General features: G+C 51.6%; 21 protein-coding genes and 1 pseudogene. 10 read left to right on the top strand and 12 right to left on the bottom strand.

Annotated features, from left to right (window positions below; translation table 11 throughout):
- Positions 1 to 72: 72 nt before the first annotated feature.
- Positions 73 to 1,260 carry an MFS transporter gene (locus KO1_RS16220; RefSeq protein ID WP_023320840.1) on the bottom strand — a complete coding sequence of 396 codons (1,188 nt, stop codon included), beginning with the start codon at positions 1,258 to 1,260 and terminating at the stop codon, positions 73 to 75.
- A 141-nt stretch (positions 1,261 to 1,401) separates the two neighbouring features.
- The gene (locus KO1_RS16225; RefSeq protein WP_016807767.1) at positions 1,402 to 2,538 is read right to left on the bottom strand and encodes an alpha/beta hydrolase; all 1,137 of its coding nucleotides are present in this window, start codon (positions 2,536 to 2,538) and stop codon (positions 1,402 to 1,404) included.
- A gap of 171 nt (positions 2,539 to 2,709) precedes the next feature.
- Between KO1_RS16225 and KO1_RS16230 the strand changes: the two genes are divergently transcribed.
- Together KO1_RS16230 and KO1_RS16235 are read left to right on the top strand one after the other, a co-directional pair.
- On the top strand, positions 2,710 to 3,594 hold the full coding sequence (locus tag KO1_RS16230) for a LysR family transcriptional regulator (protein ID WP_004101545.1): 885 nt from the start codon (positions 2,710 to 2,712) through the stop codon (positions 3,592 to 3,594).
- Positions 3,595 to 3,797: 203 nt separating this feature from the next.
- The gene (locus KO1_RS16235) at positions 3,798 to 4,340 is read left to right on the top strand and encodes a GNAT family N-acetyltransferase (RefSeq protein WP_004101547.1); all 543 of its coding nucleotides are present in this window, start codon (positions 3,798 to 3,800) and stop codon (positions 4,338 to 4,340) included.
- Positions 4,341 to 4,471: 131 nt separating this feature from the next.
- On the opposite strand, the gene KO1_RS16240 is transcribed toward KO1_RS16235, so the two are convergent.
- Positions 4,472 to 5,356, bottom strand: coding sequence for a LysR family transcriptional regulator (locus tag KO1_RS16240; RefSeq protein WP_024274075.1), 885 nt, complete (start codon positions 5,354 to 5,356; stop codon positions 4,472 to 4,474).
- 156 nt (positions 5,357 to 5,512) lie between these two features.
- On the opposite strand from KO1_RS16240, the gene KO1_RS16245 reads away from it, so the two are divergent.
- Positions 5,513 to 6,493 (top strand): NAD(P)H-dependent flavin oxidoreductase, encoded by a 981-nt coding sequence (locus tag KO1_RS16245; RefSeq protein WP_023320841.1) that lies wholly within the window; start codon positions 5,513 to 5,515, stop codon positions 6,491 to 6,493.
- A 57-nt stretch (positions 6,494 to 6,550) separates the two neighbouring features.
- Here the strand turns inward: KO1_RS16245 and KO1_RS28225 are convergent.
- Together KO1_RS28225 and KO1_RS16250 are read right to left on the bottom strand one after the other, a co-directional pair.
- A pseudogene (locus KO1_RS28225) lies at positions 6,551 to 6,667 on the bottom strand (oxidoreductase); the annotation flags it as partial.
- The gene (locus KO1_RS16250; protein WP_024274076.1) at positions 6,663 to 7,595 is read right to left on the bottom strand and encodes an aromatic alcohol reductase; all 933 of its coding nucleotides are present in this window, start codon (positions 7,593 to 7,595) and stop codon (positions 6,663 to 6,665) included. The gene KO1_RS16250 and the pseudogene KO1_RS28225, both read right to left, overlap by 5 nt.
- A 137-nt stretch (positions 7,596 to 7,732) precedes the next feature.
- Between KO1_RS16250 and KO1_RS16255 the strand changes: the two genes are divergently transcribed.
- The 3 genes from KO1_RS16255 to KO1_RS16260 all read left to right on the top strand — a co-directional run bounded on the left by KO1_RS16255 (position 7,733) and on the right by KO1_RS16260 (position 10,316).
- Complete coding sequence (locus KO1_RS16255) at positions 7,733 to 8,638, top strand: LysR family transcriptional regulator (protein ID WP_024274077.1); 906 nt, start codon at positions 7,733 to 7,735, stop codon at positions 8,636 to 8,638.
- Between the two features lie 666 nt (positions 8,639 to 9,304).
- The gene (gene ymcF / locus KO1_RS27395) at positions 9,305 to 9,493 is read left to right on the top strand and encodes a cold shock small protein YmcF (protein ID WP_004101558.1); all 189 of its coding nucleotides are present in this window, start codon (positions 9,305 to 9,307) and stop codon (positions 9,491 to 9,493) included.
- Between the two features lie 259 nt (positions 9,494 to 9,752).
- Positions 9,753 to 10,316 (top strand): YagU family protein, encoded by a 564-nt coding sequence (locus KO1_RS16260; protein WP_004112567.1) that lies wholly within the window; start codon positions 9,753 to 9,755, stop codon positions 10,314 to 10,316.
- 54 nt (positions 10,317 to 10,370) lie between these two features.
- Here the strand turns inward: KO1_RS16260 and KO1_RS16265 are convergent, their stop codons facing one another.
- The 3 genes from KO1_RS16265 to KO1_RS16275 form a co-directional block, all read right to left on the bottom strand.
- On the bottom strand, positions 10,371 to 10,685 hold the full coding sequence (locus KO1_RS16265) for a PTS sugar transporter subunit IIB (RefSeq protein WP_017146020.1): 315 nt from the start codon (positions 10,683 to 10,685) through the stop codon (positions 10,371 to 10,373).
- A gap of 177 nt (positions 10,686 to 10,862) precedes the next feature.
- Positions 10,863 to 11,054 carry a hypothetical protein gene (locus KO1_RS16270; protein ID WP_004112572.1) on the bottom strand — a complete coding sequence of 64 codons (192 nt, stop codon included), beginning with the start codon at positions 11,052 to 11,054 and terminating at the stop codon, positions 10,863 to 10,865.
- A gap of 154 nt (positions 11,055 to 11,208) precedes the next feature.
- Positions 11,209 to 11,403: a hypothetical protein gene (locus tag KO1_RS16275; RefSeq protein ID WP_004101565.1), complete on the bottom strand. Its 195-nt coding sequence runs from the start codon at positions 11,401 to 11,403 to the stop codon at positions 11,209 to 11,211.
- Between the two features lie 283 nt (positions 11,404 to 11,686).
- Between KO1_RS16275 and umuD the strand changes: the two genes are divergently transcribed.
- Both umuD and umuC read left to right on the top strand, forming a co-directional pair.
- Entirely contained in the window at positions 11,687 to 12,109 is a 423-nt protein-coding gene (gene umuD, locus KO1_RS16280; protein ID WP_023320844.1) for a translesion error-prone DNA polymerase V autoproteolytic subunit, read from the top strand.
- A complete protein-coding gene (umuC, locus tag KO1_RS16285) occupies positions 12,109 to 13,374 on the top strand; it encodes a translesion error-prone DNA polymerase V subunit UmuC (protein WP_023320845.1) in 1,266 nt (421 codons plus the stop codon). Before umuD ends, umuC begins: the two co-directional genes overlap by 1 nt.
- 163 nt (positions 13,375 to 13,537) lie before the next feature.
- Here umuC and KO1_RS16290 read toward each other — a convergent pair whose 3' ends face one another.
- From KO1_RS16290 to KO1_RS16305, 4 genes are all read right to left on the bottom strand, one after another.
- A complete protein-coding gene (locus KO1_RS16290) occupies positions 13,538 to 14,605 on the bottom strand; it encodes an oxidoreductase (RefSeq protein ID WP_017146018.1) in 1,068 nt (355 codons plus the stop codon).
- A gap of 13 nt (positions 14,606 to 14,618) precedes the next feature.
- Positions 14,619 to 15,365 carry a DeoR/GlpR family DNA-binding transcription regulator gene (locus tag KO1_RS16295; protein WP_024274078.1) on the bottom strand — a complete coding sequence of 249 codons (747 nt, stop codon included), beginning with the start codon at positions 15,363 to 15,365 and terminating at the stop codon, positions 14,619 to 14,621.
- A gap of 169 nt (positions 15,366 to 15,534) precedes the next feature.
- A complete protein-coding gene (locus tag KO1_RS16300; RefSeq protein ID WP_004101576.1) occupies positions 15,535 to 16,167 on the bottom strand; it encodes a winged helix-turn-helix transcriptional regulator in 633 nt (210 codons plus the stop codon).
- A gap of 83 nt (positions 16,168 to 16,250) precedes the next feature.
- Positions 16,251 to 16,880 carry a winged helix-turn-helix transcriptional regulator gene (locus tag KO1_RS16305; protein ID WP_032734669.1) on the bottom strand — a complete coding sequence of 210 codons (630 nt, stop codon included), beginning with the start codon at positions 16,878 to 16,880 and terminating at the stop codon, positions 16,251 to 16,253.
- Positions 16,881 to 17,297: 417 nt separating this feature from the next.
- Between KO1_RS16305 and KO1_RS16310 the strand changes: the two genes are divergently transcribed.
- Complete coding sequence (locus KO1_RS16310) at positions 17,298 to 17,828, top strand: fimbrial protein (protein ID WP_024274079.1); 531 nt, start codon at positions 17,298 to 17,300, stop codon at positions 17,826 to 17,828.
- A 55-nt stretch (positions 17,829 to 17,883) separates the two neighbouring features.
- The gene (locus KO1_RS16315) at positions 17,884 to 18,555 is read left to right on the top strand and encodes a fimbrial biogenesis chaperone (RefSeq protein WP_016807754.1); all 672 of its coding nucleotides are present in this window, start codon (positions 17,884 to 17,886) and stop codon (positions 18,553 to 18,555) included.
- The last annotated feature ends 14 nt before the right edge of the window (positions 18,556 to 18,569 follow it).

Genomic DNA, 18,569 nt, shown 5'->3' on the forward strand with positions numbered 1-18,569 from the left:
GTGAATGCAAGCCGCATTATACGCATTACCCGCGACGAGAAAACTCCGCTGCTCGTATCGGATTCAGTGAGCTTATTTCGCCGGTTGACGGCTGGTGAGCAAAGTCATACCCACCGCGGCAAGCAGCAAAATGCCGCTTAAGCCAAACGCGCTTTGCCACCCCAGGCGGTCGAATGCCCAACCTCCAGCAGTTGAACCCAGCGCGATCGACAGCTGAATGACGGCGACCATCAGGCCGCCACCCGCCTCGGCATCATTGGGCAGGGTCCGCGCTATCCAGGTCCACCAGCCGGTTGGCGCCGCCGTCGCCAGCATTCCCCATAAGCTTAACAGTACGGCAACGGGCCAGACGTGGTGGCCGACCAGAAGCAGCGTTGCGGCAATCGCCGCCATCAGCAACGGGAGGGTGATTAAGGTCTGATAAAACCGGGCGTTGAGGAGCGTCGAAACGCACAGAGTGCCGATAAAACCCGCGACGCCGATAGCGAGCAGAATCAGTGACAGACCTGAGGCGCTGATATGGGTTACCGTTTCCAGAAATGGCCGCACGTAGGTAAATAAGGCAAACTGGCCCATAAAGAAAAGTCCGCAGGCCAGCAGGCCGATGGCGACGATGGGGCGGCTGAACAGACGAAGCAAAGCACCGCGTGGCCGACTCGCTGTGGCGCTTTCCATCGCTGGCAGGCTGACGCACTGCCAGATGAATGCAGCTATCGCCAGCGGCACGAGGCAGAAAAAAGCGCCGCGCCAGCCGACGGTGGCTCCCAGGTAGCTGCCAAGCGGCGCCGCTACGACGGTTGCCAGCGCGTTACCGCCGTTGAAAATCGCCAGCGCACGGGGAACCTGGTGCGCCGGCACCAGTCTGATAGCGGTGGCCGCCGACATGGACCAGAAGCCACCGATAACGACGCCAATCAGGGCTCTTCCCGCCATATAAACCGCATAGTTGTGGGCGAGGGCAACAATCATTCCCGACGCCGCCATCAGCACCGTCAGCCCCAGCAGGAGATATTTACGATTCAGACTGCCGGCAAGGTCAGAGATGGTCAGGCTGGTCAGCACCGCCAGGGCGCCGGAAATTGCAATGCCCTGGCCTGCCAGCCCCTCGGTGATATTTAACTCTCTGGCAATCGGCGTCAGCAGGCTGACCGGCAGAAATTCGGAAGCGATAAGGACAAAAACGCACAGCGTCATGGCAAAGACGCCGCCCCAGTGGGCGGGGGGTTGAGGGTGTGGTGTATTACGACTCAATATGGACATGATGGACATCTCTGGATATTTTTTCGGCCAGATTCAGGCCCTGCCGCAAAGGACGCCTGGCATGGAATAGCGGCAAAAAAGGCGGTGAAAAGTCATGGGCGCGAGGGTCAGCCGCCCGCAAAGACGGGCGGCTCGGGGGCGTTATCTCAGGCTGGTTTTGAAGAACTGTTCAAATCTGGCAAACGGGATTTTACCGGCCGCATTATCATACAGATCGACATGGTTCGCACCGGGGACAATGACCAGCTCTTTCTCTTTACTGCCGATAGCCTTGAAAGCGTCTTCGGCAAAATAGCGTGAGTGGGCATTTTCACCGGTTACGATCAGCGTCGGGATGGTGACTTCATTGGCATAGCTCAGCAGCGGCATATTCATAAACGACAGCGGCATGGTCGCGTTCCACGCGCCGGTTGAGTTGACGGAGCGGGCGTGGAAACCGCGCGGCATGCGGTAATAATCAAAGAACTCTTTCAATACCGGGTTCGGGTTGGCTGGCAGGGTTTCCGGCAGGATACGATCGCCCGCGCTGGCGTTGCCTTTCTCATCGACATAAATGTCATGTCCGCCCGGTGCGAAGGTACCGTTTTCCGCATCTTTCCAGCGCTGCGCGTTCAGATATTGCAGTACGGCGCGGCGATCGGCGGTGGTATAACGATCTTTACCGTCGCCAACGCCATGGCCCATCGCGCGGCTCATATCGTACATAACGCTGGTGGCCACCGCTTTGACGCGGGTATCCATCGCGGCATCGTTCAGCGCCATGCCGCCCCAGCCGCAGATGCCGAGCAGGCCGATTCGGTTGCGATCCACTTCGTTTTGCAATCCTAAAAAATCCACCGCCGCGCTGAAATCCTCAGTATTGATATCCGGCGAGGCGACGTTACGCGGATGACCGCCGCTTTCCCCCGTGTACGAAGGATCGAAGGCGAGGGTGACAAAGCCCTGTTCTGCCAGGGTCTGGGCATACAGCCCGCTGGACTGCTCTTTCACCGCGCCGAAGGGGCCGCTTACGGCAATCGCCGCCAGCTTGCGCTCGCCGCGATCTTTAGGGATGTAGAGATCGCCGACCAGGGTGATCCCGTAGCGGTTCTGGAAGGTCACCTTGCGGTGATCGACTTTCGCGCTTTTCGTAAAGGTTTTGTCCCAGGTTTCGATCAGCGAAACGGGCGCGTTCGGATTGGTTGTATCGGCATAGCTCATGGTTGTTACTCCACTTAATGATGCGCATAGCAGCATGGCTGGCATGACGGCCGTCAGTTTTCTGGTGAACGCTTTCATCAATATTTCCCCTAAAACAGGTTCCTGATACAGGTTTCATACGGACAACGCTGCTGTGCTTTGTTGCAGTGCGCTGATTATAGTTAGCAGTCAGAGTGCTGATTAGCGGGGGGAAAGTGCTAAGATTCATATCAAATTGTGATAAATAGCGAAACGGTAGCGGGGAGAATGATGGCGAGGCGGGAAAACTATAACGATCTTTACCTTTTCATGCTGGTGGTGCGGGAAGGGAGCTTTACCGCCGCCGCGCAGCGGCTTGGGCTGGCGCAATCCGGCGTCAGCCGCGCCGTACGCGAACTTGAAGAAAGGCTCGGCGTACAGCTTCTGGTGCGCACGACCCGTAAACTTTCACTTACCCAGGCTGGCGAGCAGCTCTATCGAACGGTAGAAGCGGGCTTTGATGCATTGGATTCGGGGCTTTCCACTCTGGCGTATTATCGCAACACGCCTTCCGGCACCGTCCGCATTAACGCCAGCCAGCACGCGATTGATAAAGTCCTTCTGCCGAAGCTGGCGGTGTTCAAGCAGCGCTATCCTGATATCCGGCTGGAACTTATTAGCGAAAGTCGGTTTGTCGATATTATTGCAGAGCGGTTTGATGCCGGGGTGCGTCTTGGGCCGGAGGTCGGCGGCGGCATGGTCGCAGTGCGCATTTCGCCCGATATGGAGATGGCCGTTGTCGGCACGCCCGAGCATTTTCGCCGCTACGGTTTCCCGCAAACGCCAGCGGATCTGGTCGTCCATCCCTGTATCGCTTACCAGTTTGGCGACGGTAGCCTTTATGCCTGGGAGCTGAATGAGCAGGGTAAAAAAATTACCCACCGGCCTCAGGGGCAGTGGGCTTTTGCCGACAGCTATATGGAAGCGAAAGCCGCCCGCCTGGGACTGGGCCTGGCCTATGTTCCGCAGGAGCTGGTCGCCGACGACCTGGAGCGGGGCGCGCTTATCAGAGTCCTGCAGCGTTACAGCCAGCGGCTGGAAGGCTCTTTTCTCTATTATCCTCATCGCAACGTCTCCCCCGCGCTGCGGGCTGTGATAGATACATTGCGTACTTGAGCAGGCACGAGGATGCCTGATACGGGAGACGGGCATGAGGAGAGGAGCGGTGGCCGCGGCGGTCAGTGACCGGCGCAGCGCCGAATGCGAAGTTATTAGAGAAATAAGGGTATGTGGTTTTAATGTTAAATGCTGTGGTTGTATTTGTTAATTTTTGCGCCAGTTCCTATAATCATCGCCCAACATGTTAGTAGGGCTAAGCGATGAAGTTATTATCTACGGAGCGCACCGATATCTGTTTACTGGCGCCCGACCATGCACGGCATTTACAGGATTATTTGCTGGAAAACCGTTCTCACCTTGCGCCATTCGAACCCTTGCGAAATGACGACTATTTTACGTTAGACACTATTGCGCAAAGAATCAGCAGCGCGCGCAGAGAGTATGACGAAAAACGTAGCCTGATGCTGGTTTTCACCCTCAAAAATGAACCGCAAATCATCGGCAGTATCAACTTCACTAACTTTGTCTTCGGCGTTTTTCAGGCATGCTATCTGGGCTTTTCCCTCGATCGCGCCTGCCAGGGAAAGGGCCTGATGCGCGAAGCGTTAGAGCAGGCGATTCGGTACGTGCGTGAGAATTACGGGATACACAGGATCATGGCCAACCATCTGCCTGATAACGTGCGGAGCAGCAATACCCTTAAAAGTCTGGGTTTTGTGCAAGAGGGCTATGCGCACTCTTATCTGAAAATTAATGGTATCTGGCAGGATCACGTCCTGAACGCATTAATCTTTCCGGAATGAGTATCCGCTGTCGTGCCGCCGCCAGCCATCGCAGAGCCTATGGCCTGGCGAAGGTTTACTGACGGCACGCCTGTCCTGCTGTGAATTAATCCTGTTAATTTCACCCAGGAGGACGGTATTAAATTTGTTTTTCACAATAAGCTCTCTAACCATTCGGTAAACACCCGAACTTTGCGGGAAAGATGGCGGTGCGGATACAAAAGTGACAGTTTGCGATCGGGGGTAGGATTGTCGGGTAAGACTTCCACTAACAGCCCCCGGTCGAGATAAGGCTGTAAAAACACGTTCATCCCCTGGACTAATCCCAGGCCTGCCAGCCCCGCAGATAAATAGGTTTCTGAGTTATCCACGACCAGCTTACCGGGAAGCGTCATTTCAACGGGGCCTTCTGGCGTGGTAAACGTCCACGGCATGCTTTGTCGGCTGTTGCTGTTAATCCAGTTGATCGCCTGATGCTGCTGTAAATCCTCCAGCGTGTTCGGCGCGCCGTAGCGGGCAATATAGGCCGGGCTGGCGCAGGTCGTCATTTTAATATTGCCCAGCTTACGGGCGATATAGTCTCCGTCATCCAGTTCCCCGACGCGGAGCAGGCAGTCAAGACCATCGCGCAGCATATCTCTCCGGCGATCTGAGCTACTAAGAATGATTTCGAGGTCAGGATGCTGGCGATAAAAATCAGGAAGCCTGGGGACAACCAGTAAAGTTGCAAAAGCGATGGGCATATCAACCCGCAGCTGGCCGCGCAGTACGCGATCGGCGCCAAAAGACTCCAGCAGCTCATCCGCCTGGGAGAGTAAAGGTTTACTCCGGTGATAAAACGTTTCCCCGTCAGGCGTCAGGCTAATGCGACGCGTGGTTCGCTGCAGCAAACGCGTACCGCAGTGCTGCTCAAGCAGCTGTAAGGCTTTCGTCACGGCGGGGCGATGAACTTGCAGGTTTTCTGCTGCCTGAGTAAAGCTGCCTGATTCGACAATTTCAATAAAAATTCTTATAGATTCAAAGAGATTTAATTGCATGGCTGGATTCTTTTGCCTGATGCCAGAGTAGATATTGTTATCAATTTTATAATAGTGATGAACTTTTTTAGCTATTTTTCTAAATAATCTAACGTCATACACTCCTTCCAGCAAAAACGACCCGCGCCGTAGCGCCACTGCGAAGGATAATCCATTATGAAAACTAACCGTATCTGCCAGATCCTGCATATTGAAAAACCGGTGATTCAGGGCCCTCTCTCCTGGTTGACCGATGCCCGTCTAGTCGCCGCAGTCAGCAATGCCGGGGGACTTGGCGTACTTGGCCCTAATGCCGGATTAACCGCCGCGACTGCGGTATCAACGCCCGAAGAAACCGCTGAAAAAATGCGCGAAGAGATTCGTAAAACTAAGCAACTGACCGAAAAGCCTTTTGGTGTAAACCTGATCCCCTCTCCAGACAATGACATCTGGACTCCACCCATTCTGCAGGTAATTAAAGAAGAGGGCGTCAGCGCTGTGGTTTATACCGGCTACGGTGAAGGGGCGATCATACCGTCGTTATTTAATGAACTTAAACAGGCGGGCATTGCTATTATTTATCGCGATATCAATCCAACGCCTGAAAATACTCGTCTTGCTGAAGAGGCCGGCGCCGATATCATTGTCGCGACCGGTTTTGATGAAGGGGGAACCTTGCCGGGCACCGCGCTGGGTACTTTTTCAATCGTGCCGCTGATTGCCGATGCGGTGAAAAATATTCCGCTAATGGCTGCGGGTGGTATTACTGATAACCGCACCGCCAGAGCGGCGCACGCATTAGGCGCAGAAGGGGTATTTGCCGGTTCGGTGTTTATCGGAACGGAAGAGAGCAGGGTACCGCTGTCGATTAAAAACAGAATTATTGCCGCCAACGGTCTTGATTTGCTGCTGTTCCGCACGCAGCCGCACTACTATCGCTCCCTGCCGGGCAGGCTCGCTGAAACTTTGGTCGCAATGGATAAGGCCGGCGCAAGTCATGAAGAGCTCGGCAGAGCAATGGGGGGATTGCGTGGCTTGCGTATTGGCATGCTGGAGGGGAATGCTGATGAAGGCTATATCTCACTCGGTACGGGGATCGGCACTATCCGCAGCATCAAAAGCGCCGCCAGTGTTGTGAACGAGTTAGCCGTAGGCTGAAAACCGACGCAACAAAATCATGACGGGATCTCGCGGTTGCCAAACCCCGTCATGGCATCACGCACCAAACGCGCCGTCAATGGTCTGCATGGCTCCTGTTACGAACGAGGCTTTCGGGCCTGCCAGCCCCGCGACCATTGTTGCGACTTCTTCGGGACGACCGTGGCGTTTAATAAATACTACTTTTGAGCCATGAGGCAATATCCTGGGTAGGTATATTATTTTGTGCATTCCACGTTTTATTCATTGGCCACCACATACCGTCTCCCCTGGCAAAAGCTGCGCGATAGCGAAGCATTCCATCGTCCGGGTTTGAACGTAGTTGTTCCAGTAGAGTGGGCAAAGTGAGTACCTTTTTTGAAAAGCATTTTTGAGTTACCCGCTCAACGGTGTCCGCCAGTTTTCTATAGGAAGTGGTTTCTCCGGCGATAAAGATAACGTCATTTCTCACCCGCGGTTGTTGCAAATAAATCGCGGTGGTCAGACGGCCAATATCCGCGGGTGTTGTTACGGTAACCAGGGTATCCCAGCTGCCGAGGGCATTAATCGTATTTTGCGATAAATTCACCACGTCGAAGGCAGGCTCGAAAAGAAAACTGGTAAACATACCGGTCGAAATAATCACCCATTCTGTGGCGATTTGTTCCCGTAATAATGTTCTGACATCATACTGTTCGTCCCAGACGGGTTGACCGCTGCCTTTTCCGACTACATCGTAATTTACGCCAAACTGCCAGGGAAAATAGCGCTTCACTCCGGCCTCCAGTACCGCACGGGTAATCTTTATCTGGGTTCCTGTGCCAGCAATAAATCCCATGCAGTTGATGATGGTATCAAACTCTGCAAACGGGCCCGTTAACGATGCAACCGTACCAGCGGCTACGTCGCAGGCAATAAATTCTGCCCCCGCCGCCGCCAGTTGTTGATGGCTAGCAGAAAGCAACTCCCCCCGATCGCCCCACGATCCTGGCGACACGATAACCGCGACGGTACCATTTTGTCGCTTGACCGCCGGGATTAATGAGCTGAGTACGGCTGCGCCCAACTGTCCCGCTCCCAGCACTAATACCTTTTCACCTGCATTAATATGAGATTCTCTCATTCTGACTCCTTACTGATCAGATCACACTATCGATTGGGTTTACGGAAGTTTAGGTCGATCAGCTACATTCGATAAGGACTCAACATTGGGTTAAACTGTTCGCAAATATGGAACAATCGCGTGGGTGAAGGGGCAAAATGGATAAGCTGGAATCAATGCAGGTCTATGTTTGCGTGGTGGATTCACACGGGTTCGCCAGAGCGGCTGAAGTGCTGGGGCTGCCGCGCTCAACGGTATCGCGGGTGATTAAAGAGCTTGAAGCATACCTGGGAATTCAGCTTTTACAGCGTACCACCCGTAAGCTTAGCGTGACGGTAGACGGCCACAGTTATTATACAGAGTGCAAAAGGCTTCTGGCTGAGATCGCCACCCTGGAGTCCTCTTTCCCCGGTAGATTTGCGCAGCCCAGAGGACGCTTTAAAGTGGGTATGCCGCAGTCCCTTGCCCGACATTGTATTATCCCAGGGCTGCCGGAATTTCTGCAGCAATATCCCGGTCTGGATATCACGATTTGTTCAAGCGATGACGTAGAAGATATTATTCAGGAAGGGTATGACTGCGCGATACGAACGGGCAGAATCGACGATTCGACCACTTTGGTTGCCCGACCGCTTGCCAGCTTTCGCTGGGCGATTCTCGCTTCTCCAGACTATATTGCCGCTCATGGTCAGCCGGAAACTCTTGACCAACTGGAACAGCATCGCGCCGTTGGCTACCTGAACCACCGTACCGGTCGGAGTATCGAGTGGCATTTTTCGCTTGCTGAGGGGGATTATGCCCTTCGCATGAAAGAGACGCTGGTCGTCGACGATACGGATGCCTACATTCAGGCCGGAATACAAGGGTTTGGGCTCATTCGGGTTGCCAGCTATCTGGCTAAGCCGTACCTGCGCAGCGGCGCGCTGGTCTCCTGTCTGGAGAACTTCTCTTCTGCTTTGCCCCTTTCGCTGGTTTATCCGCAAAACAGATACCTTCCTCCTTCGGTACGGGCGTTCTATGCGTGGAGTAAAGCGCTGTTACAGCAGGCGGTCACTGACGAATAATCGCTATTCAGGGCGTTAATATCCGGGCCATTAGGCCGCGATTATGTGAGCGCCGTAACCTTGCTTCCGCCACGCGATCAAAATAAAACTTGCTATCAAACTACTTTTGTGCGATCAATAGATGGTTGATTTACTCCACAGATCCAGTAATGAAACGAGTAGTAAAGCAGTTCTCATCTCAAGCGTTATCCATCGATAATCCTTCTTTAGAGTCTCCTTTTCGTTATTAATTAATTCTGTGAAGCCAATAGTGTTAAGTTTTTTGAACCTGCGACAACGATGACGGTCTAAGCCCGAGTAGACAAGTTCAGAAGCTGACGCGAACGGTGATAGCAAAGTGGTAGTTTTAGTACCGCCGTTTAGCGTGAAAAAGTGCAAAAGAGATATCGCTATCCTGAAAGCACGCAACTTTTTATTGAAATTTACCGAACATTACGTGCCCTGAGGGCAAATTAAGCAAACAACAACATTAAAAAATCGCTGGTGCAGTAATAGAGCTCAATCTGGACTAAGCTTCAGAGGCATCTATCAGAAGTAATGACAATGAGTCATTGTTATTCTCAACCATTCAGAGCAGCGCGTTGACGCTGTAACAGAAAGCCGGGAAGGTGATTTCTGTGAATGTTCCTGCGGTAGAGAATGTTGTAGCAAAAAGAGGCTAACATCATGATTGACCACATTCATTTCAGGTGCCCATGCTGTCATGGGTCACAGTACAGAACATCGACTTACGATGTGTCTGAAAAAAATCCGTTTGGCGCGAAATGCATTTTTTGTAAATCGGCAATGATTACATTCGATAATATCGCCCCGCATATTGCCAGAAACTCGGCATCGCTCGAGTTACGCAAGTAACCTGGCGGCCCTGAAAGGGGCCATTAATCTTAAATTATTCAATATTGTCACCCTTTTGTCACTAAGCTGCCTGCGGGCGGCTTTTTTGTGTAAAAAAATCGCTTACGATTCGCAGGCGAAAGCATTATGGCCATAATTACAGTACATAACTGGTAGCACCGGCATCCGGAAAAGTGTGATCTTGATCAATGTTGCCTGCCCGTAATGCCATTAAAAATGAGATAAGAAAAATAAATGTAATGGATTAATGGTGATTAATATGGCGATTAAAGAGTTTTTTATTCAGACACAACCGGAAAGGCGCCGTTATGGCGTAGCGCTATTTGTCGGGGTGGTTGCAGGGATTATGTCTGCGTTCGTTAAATGGGGTGCGGAAGTTCCTTTACCCCCTCGAACCTTTTCCGGTGGCAGGGATGAGTTTAATCCGCCGTATCTTTTCTTGCGCGACTATCTGGGAATTGACCCCACGCATACGGTATATACTTTTTCCGAGCATATCATTAATCCGGTTATGGTGACGCATATTATATTCTCTCTGGTGTTTGCGGTGGGATATTGCGTTGTTGCTGAAATCTTTCCGAAAGTCAAATTATGGCAGGGGGCGTGGGCAGGGATTGTTGCTACCATTGCCGTTCACTGGATCTCATTTCCGTTACTGGGCCTGACGCCTTCCTTATTGAATATTCCTGCAGATGAGTATATTTCGGAGTTAGTGGGGCATATTTTTTGGTTCTGGGCGATTGAGATGATTCGTCGCGACCTTCGCAACCGCATTACTCACCAGCCTGACGCCGAAGTGCCTCTGGATGCGCCCTTCAGATAATTGGCTCCGCAGGAACCCGTGTGTCCACGGGTTCTTGTGGCCAGGACTTTCAGACTAAACCAGAGCACGCGGCATTGTATTCAGCGCGAAATTGAGGATCTTTTCGCCATCAAATGTAGCGTAGGGCAAGCTTTCAATAACAGCAATTTCTTGAGGTAAATGCAACGCAGCAATAAATTCGGCAATTTTATACTGAATATGTGGCGCGATCAGAACGCCATCAACGGCGGGGGCGATGCTAAAGAAGTTTTCAACCCCAACGGCGCTGATTAAGCGATCGCATTGTCGGTCATCGGCTATTTTTTGCATCCTTCGGGCAATAATACCTGCCGTTTCGCCGAACAGACAGCAGATTAGTCGTTTTTTCACGTTTTAACCCTCGGTGAGTAACCGTAGCTACCTTATTCCTCTCTGATTAACGAAAATGCGCGCTGCATTAATTTTTCATGGCAATTTATGCAGATATTTCTTGTGTCTGAGAGCATCACAGATACATCAATCGACGGCCTCTGTGACGCTGTGAATGGCAGGAGGTTAACGCGCAGACTACTTTATTTTCCGTGAAATTACGAAGCGATCGCCAACTCGCGTAAGCTTTGCTCCATGTGTACAGTACTCAATAGCAAAATTAAAGAACTCATCGGAGTCGAGCTCGAAATCCAGTTCTATTTTAACGGTATCGTCGGACTGCAGTAGCTGCTTTGCCTGTTCCAGATTGCTGGCTTTTAACATGGCCATCTCTTCACCTCGTTTTAGCGCTGGTGGGATCCGGGGTTTAGCTTACAGCCTTTATTTTACGTTACCGTGACATGACTATTGCCTGAACTTCTGCCGTTTGCCCACGGAAATCATCGCTATGGCTGAGCCGATAGCGATGGTATTAAGTATATTCTCAATCAACGTTATTGAAGTAGTCCCGCGCCGCCGCCTCAACGTTCTTTGCATCAATGCCCGTTTTCTCGGTGATAGAAGCAACAAACGGCTTGAACTTCTCCGTCATCACATGGCCGCCATCCCAGTGGGCAACATAAAAGCGGCACTGATAACGATAAAAGTGGAGAGTCTTATCTCCTAACGTGTAATACATATGAATCTCCAGTTCAGTATGTCGGGTGGACAACAGCAGGTTATGTGCAAAGAGCGCATCTACGGATTCTATCCTCCTCCCAAATTGAGGAAATTTCCAGCGCGCAGTGCAAAACCATCTGGATTACGTAGGTCCGGAAGTGGCCTGCCTGCGACAGTCATGGTCTCAGGCAGAATTTTACGTCTTTTTATGTTTTCGCCTCAATGTTTGCCGGGCGGCTTGATAAACTCGGCTGAAAAATTAATACTGTATATAAATACAGTATTGGTGTGAGAGGATTATTATGATGTTCAGTAAACCGGCTGAAATGCGTGAAATCTTGTCGATTCCGATGTTTAGCGACCTTGTGTCGTGCGGCTTTCCCAGCCCGGCGCAGGATTACATCGAGAAGGGGATAGACCTCAATGAGCTTTGTATCAGCCATCCTGCGGCAACCTATTTTGTTATGGCGACCGGCATGTCGATGGTAGATGCCGGCATTTATGAAGGTACGTTGCTGGTGGTGGATCGCGGCCTGAAGGCGAAGCATGGTGATATCATCATTGCCGCTATCGGCGGCGAATACACGGTTAAACGCCTGTGTACGCACCCTACGATGCAACTGCTGCCGATGAATCCGGATTTTCCGCCGATTGTGCTGCACAACGACGGTGAAGAGCTGGAGATTTTTGGCGTAGTCACTTTCAGCATCAACAGGCTGCGCTGATGTTTGCTCTGGTCGATGTGAATTCATTTTATGCCAGCTGTGAAATGGTCTTTCGTCCTGATTTACGTGGGCGCCCCGTGGTGGTGTTAAGCAATAACGACGGCTGCGTAATCGCGAGGAATCACGAGGCTAAACTGCTGGAGATCCCGATGGGCGCGCCGTATTTCAAAATGAAATCACAGTTTGAGCGTCATCAGGTGGCGGTATTTAGCAGCAACTATGCGCTTTATGGCGATATGTCCCAGCGCGTTATGACCCTTCTTGAGGAGCTGTCTCCCGCGGTGTATCAATATTCCATTGATGAAGCGTTTGTGAATCTCAGCGGCATCCATCGCACTGAGGAGCTTGAAGCATTCGGGCGCCACGTGCGAAGTACGCTGCTGCAGTGTACAGGATTGACGGTCGGGGTCGGGATCGGGCCGACGAAAACGCTGGCCAAGCTGGCTAATTATGCGGCCAAAAGATGGCCAAAATTCGAGGGTGTTGTCGATCTCTCTTTACAAGCCAGGCAGAGGAAACTGTTGGCGAAGGTTGCCGTCGGCGAAATCTGGGGGGTGGGGCGGCGCATGGCGAAAAAGCTGAATGATATGGGAATTACCACGGCCCTTGAACTTGCCGAAATGCCCGCTTCCCTCATCAGAAAACATTTCAGCGTGGTGATGGAACGCACCGTGCGTGAGCTACGAGGTGAGTCCTGCCTTGAACTTGAAGAGTATATGCCCACGAAACAGCAAATCATTAGTTCGCGTTCATTCAGTCAGAAGGTAAGCGAATATGGGCCGATGCGCGAAGCCATATGCAGCCATGCGGTACGCGCGGCGGAAAGGCTGCGCGCGCAGCATCAGTATTGCCGCTATGTTTCGGTATTCCTGAAAACCAGTCCTTTCGCCGGCAATGACGTCTATTACGGTAACGATGCCGGGACAGAAATTCACATTCCGACTCAGGATAGCCGGGATATCGTTGCCGCAGCGGTAAAATGCCTGGAGACTATCTGGCGGGAGGGACACCGATATCAAAAGTGCGGTGTGATGCTGGGTGATTTCTTTAGCCGGGGCGTGGCCCAGTTAGGCCTGTTTGATGACTATCGCCCGCGCGCCAACAGCGAACAGCTGATGGAGGTGCTTGATTTTGTGAATCGGCGTGAAAAAGGTCGGCTCTGGTTTGCCGGGCAGGGGATTACGCGTAGTTGGGAGATGAAACGGCACAGGCTGTCTCCAGCCTACACCACCCGGTTCAGCGACCTGCTGCGGGTCAAACTGTAAGCCAGTATGAACGGGCGCTTTATTCGCTGCCGCACGCTGTCGCCAACAAGCCCTCTCGGATACCCCGGTCAGCGTAACGCCGGAAGCCAGCGAAGAGAACTTTCCCGGAACCGATGCAGGCGCACCGACCCGGGAATCCGCCATCAGACAGCTAGCGCAGCGCTTACTTCAGACCCGCCAGTTCCTCTGCGGTCAGCGCTAAGGTTTGCGTCGTTCCGCTCTCGGCCGATTTTACCGCGGCTTCCAGCACAGCCATTACCGCCAGCGCCTCTAACGGCGATACCGGATTGTTGATTTTGCCGGTCAGCGCATCGCGGACGTGAATATAGTACTGGCGCTGATCCCCTTGCGGGGCGCTGATTTCACGTGACTGCAGGTCTGCATCGTACAGGACCAGACTATCGTCGTCTTGGCCCCACTCCTGGCTCCCCGGCGTCACCCCCGCCAGCAGCTGGCTCTCCTGCCGATCAGCGCGCTGTTTAACGACGCTGCCTTTATCGCCATGAACGGTAAAGCGCGCCACCCCACCTGCCACCAGCATGCTGCAGTGCAGAACGACTTTATGTTGCGGATAGTTGAGGACCACATGCGCCCAGTCGTTGATTTCCGCGCCTTCACGCAGGGTAGCGATATTTCCCTGGACCGACTGAGGCAGACCGAATAGCTGTAGCGTCTGGTCGATCAGGTGCGGACCTAAATCAAACCACAGGCCGCTTCCCGGTACGTTCTGCTCCCGCCAGCGGACACGTACTTCCGGGCGGAATCGGTCGAAATGGGACTCAAAATGTTTCACTTTGCCGATAAGCCCTTGTTCGATAACCTGCTTCACTCCCAGATAGTCGCTATCCCAGCGACGGTTATGGAACACCGACAGCACCCGCTGTTTTTCCTCCGCCAGCGCAATCAGTTCGCGGGCCTCCTGCATATCCAGGGTAAACGGTTTATCGACGACGACATGTTTACCGGAATTTAAAGCCAGACGGGCAAGGGGAGCGTGCGTCGCGTTAGGCGAGGCGATGACGACCAGATCGACTTCCGGATGCTGAATCGCCGCTTCAGGCGATGCGATGACGGTGACGTCCGGCAAGTCGCGTTTGACTTTCTCTTCATCGCGCGAGGCGACAATCGCCAGATTCAGGCCTTCGACGGACTGAATCAGCGGCGCATGGAAAGTCTTGCCGACGAAGCCGTAGCCAATCAGGGCAATATTAATAGTCTTAGCGTTACTCATAAGCATCTCCGCGTTATTTAGTCTCAGCGATATTAAGTTGTGTTGAGCCGTTGTCCTGCAATTCTTTCCATGGCCGGTCGAGAAAGAGCTGATGGATGTCGGCGAGCCCGGCAACCAGCCAGGGCTCGCAGTGATTCAGTTTCAGATGATCGGCGACCAGCCAGTGTTCTGCGCTGGCCGCCAGCATGGCGCGCTTGACTTCAGCATCCGCTTCCTGGCTGGCGCTAAGGCCGAGATCGGCGTGGAGTGCGCAGGCGCCGAGGATCGCGATATCCGCCCGATAGCGTTCCAGCAGAGATACCGTCGCGCTTCCGGCAAACAGGCGCTGCTGTCGGTCCCATTTTCCACCCAGTAAAATCAGCTCAATATCCGCGCGATCGCTGAAGTGTTGTGCAATATCCAATGAGGTGGTGATGACCGTCATCGGGCCCTGTATCCATGCGGCGACGGCCAGTACGGTGCTACCCGCATCAAGAAACAGCGTCGATCCGCCGGGGATCTTCTCCGCCACCATTTTCCCGATCCGCTGCTTGGTATCCGCCAGCAGCGTATTGCGGTTCTGGCGATTCATTATCGAGAGATTAAGCGCGATAGCACCGCCGTGGTTTTTCTGGGCAAGCCCCTGTTTTTCAAGGTCGCTAAGATCGCGGCGCAGCGTATCCGCAGATACCTGCAGTTTATCAACCAGTTCGCTGATGGTGACCTGGCCTTTTTCACTAAGGATATCAATGAGGTATTTTTGTCTGGCCGTTTTATGCACTATTATGACCCCGCAAAATGCTGCAATAACTCGCATAATACAGCATTTTGCGCAAAAAGAAATCGGCAGCATTGGCGGTCTGGCGCTAACGACGCAGCTGCCGCGTTTTGTCCCGGCGAATAATAATCCTTCGCGTAGTCCAGATCGGGCTGAGTAACGGCTGCGGTATTTAAAATCGGGTAGGTAGGTGGTGTATGGCCAGGAGTTTGCCATTTTCCAGCTGGATATAGTGACCTTTTTTTAATTCGGCGAGCATTTTCATAATACTGCTGCGTGATAACCGAGTACGGTCAAGAATATACTGATAGGCGGCTGTACTGGCGCGGATTTCGTCGGGTTCCTGAATCAGCATCAGCAACTGATAACGCAAAATATCAAAGCTGGTGGGCGCCGTCAGCATCTCGTTATAAATGAAAATTTTATTTGTCACAAACATAACGTGTTTAGCAACCAGGTCCCAAATCTGCTTTTCTTCGACTATCGCCATCACCTGTTCATAGGGAAGCGTAGCGATTTCAGATTCAGCCATCGTACGCAAATGAAGGTGTTCCGACAGTGGAACGGTAAAACCCAACGCCAGCGGGGCGGAAAGAATGCCGAGGGAGAAGGCATCTTCATTGCGCACGATCAGCACACTGCCTTTACGCACGAAGTGGCATAAAGGTTGCGATCCACGGCGGAAAAAAAGTTTGCTGCTTTTTTTCCATAGGCGGTAATCCTCATCGTGGGTTATCGCGGCAAGCAGAGGCGTCAGATGAGGTGACGGTACTTTGATATCGATATGACGATCGCGCGCAGCCATAGAACATTCTGTTTAATCTGCCATGACATTAAATCTAGCAGAAGATAGTCGTTGGGCAACAGGACACAAGTTTGGCGTAACTTTCAGTATTTCAACGGGATTCCCTGTTTGATCTGCAACAAAATCCCGCGTTCGGTGGTGATATAACTGCCTTTTTTTAGTTCGGCAAGGATTTTCATAATGCTGCTGCGAGAGAGAAATGTCCGCGACTGGATATAGTTTGCCGCAGTAATGCTCTGCCGAATCTCAGCGGACTCCTGCATCAGCTCATATAATTGTGAACGGATAATCGCGTATGAGCTTGGTGCGGAAATGCGGGTACAGTGATCGTAAACGCGTCCGGCAGTATAAATAAGTAAATGCGCGAGGCTTTCCCACAGGTCTTTTTCGGCAATAATGGTATTGGCGGTAAATAAAGACAGGCTGGCGATACGAGAAGGCCCCATCGTTTGCATATAAAGATAGTCGGCTGCGGCCAGCTGATTGCTTAGGCCAAAAACGTAAGGCGCGGACTCTGAGTTCATCATAAAACCATCCCGGGTGCGAAAAAGCGCAATACTGCCGGAGAGCAGTAAGTAACATTTACGAGAACTATCATTCTCGTAGTTAATTTTTTGTCTGGGATGTGTTTCAAATATGTTAGACCCGGGCTTGAGGTGAGTAATAAGATTTTCAATATGCGACGTTGGTTTGAAAGATAAAGCCCCATACATACTTGTTTTCACTGTGTTTATACTATCAGACACGTTTTTATATCTCCAAAAGAATAGCCTGGCATCAATGTGCTGATTCAACTGAGAGTGAAATTATGAGCCAACCGCTAGCGGAGAGTGAATATCTCAGGCGGTGTAAAATTACACCGAAAAATCACTTGAGATAATGGGTGGGTTTATATCAAAATTTAAATCAGGAGCAATGAGGTTGGTTTTTTAATATCACTATTTGTACAGGGCAATATCGCCTGAATGCAGATTTTAATACAAGTATGTTCTTGTGCATTGCCTCCGGAAGGATAATTTATTGTCTAAACAAATGATGAAGCAATGGAACGTCTGCGAAATGATGACGGGCGAATTTGATGCCATGTTTTTATCCGCGGAACGAGAGTAAATTAATTAAGGAGTATCAAAATGAATAATAAAATAATCATGGCGACATTTGCTATCAGCGCCGCTCTGTCGGCGGCAGGCGCTCACGCTGCTGATGGCACCATTAACTTTACCGGTGAAATTCTTGACCAGGCCTGCACCGTAGATATCGGCAGTAATAATACGATGACGGTCGATTTGGGCCGCGTGGCGCGCTCCTCATTCCAGAGTACAGGAGATGAGTCTGACGCAACTAAATTCACGATTAAGCTGATTAACTGCCCGGCGAGCGTTAACTCAGCGAAGGTGAAATTTGATGGTGCCAATGACTTAAACAATAGCGATCTTTTAGCTATTACCCAAGGGCCGGCTGCGGCAAGCGGCGTCGCCATTAAGCTGATGACGGCGGATAAAAGTTTGCAAGGGCTAAATCAGGTCAATAGCTATAGCTACCCGTTGGTCACCACGGCTGATAACAATCTTGATTTTTATGCCTCTTATCAGGCGACTCAGGCAGTTGTTACTGCCGGTCCGGCAAATGCGGTTGCCAACTTTACCGTTAACTACAACTAATTTTTGAACGTTAATCAGGGCCACTGCTCGGCCCTGATTATCGCTGGAGTGTGCAATGAAGTTTTTTACCGCAGTGGCGACGGTGGCGCTTTTAACCCTTACTTCAACATCTTACGCGGGGGTGATTATCGGCGGGACGCGGGTGATCTATGCGGGTGATAAAAAAGAGGCTTCATTGAGCGTGACCAATCCCGACGGCCTGGCTTATCTCATCCAGTCCTGGGTCGAACCTTCAATACCGGGTGGGAATAAAGCCCCTTTTATTATTACGCCGCCGCTTTATCGGCTGGATAAAAATCAGCAGAACGTGATGCGTATTATTCTGGCCGGACAGTTATCTCAAGATCGCGAATCAATGTACTGGCTAAACATTAAATCTATTCCGTCGGTGACGCCTCGGGATAATACTTTACAGGTGGCCGTGAAAACACGAATAAAGCTGATTTATCGTCCCGCGGCGCTGAAACAAAGTAGTCCTGAAGAACAGGCGGATAAACTCAGATGGCAGCGAACGGGCGATCGACTTCAGGTCACCAATCCCACTCCGTACTATATGAATTTTAATGAAATAAAAGTGGGAACAGTAAAGATAGACGATGTGACATTCGTCGCGCCAGGTGCAACCCGTTCATACGCTATTCCCTCAGGCGGAACCTCTACGCCAGTTGCATTTAAGCTCATTAATGACTATGGCGGAATTGGGGTAATACATAACGTCATGCCGTAAACAAAGGATTAAGG

Source organism: Klebsiella oxytoca NBRC 105695 (assembly GCF_001598695.1).
Lineage (GTDB): Bacteria > Pseudomonadota > Gammaproteobacteria > Enterobacterales > Enterobacteriaceae > Klebsiella > Klebsiella oxytoca.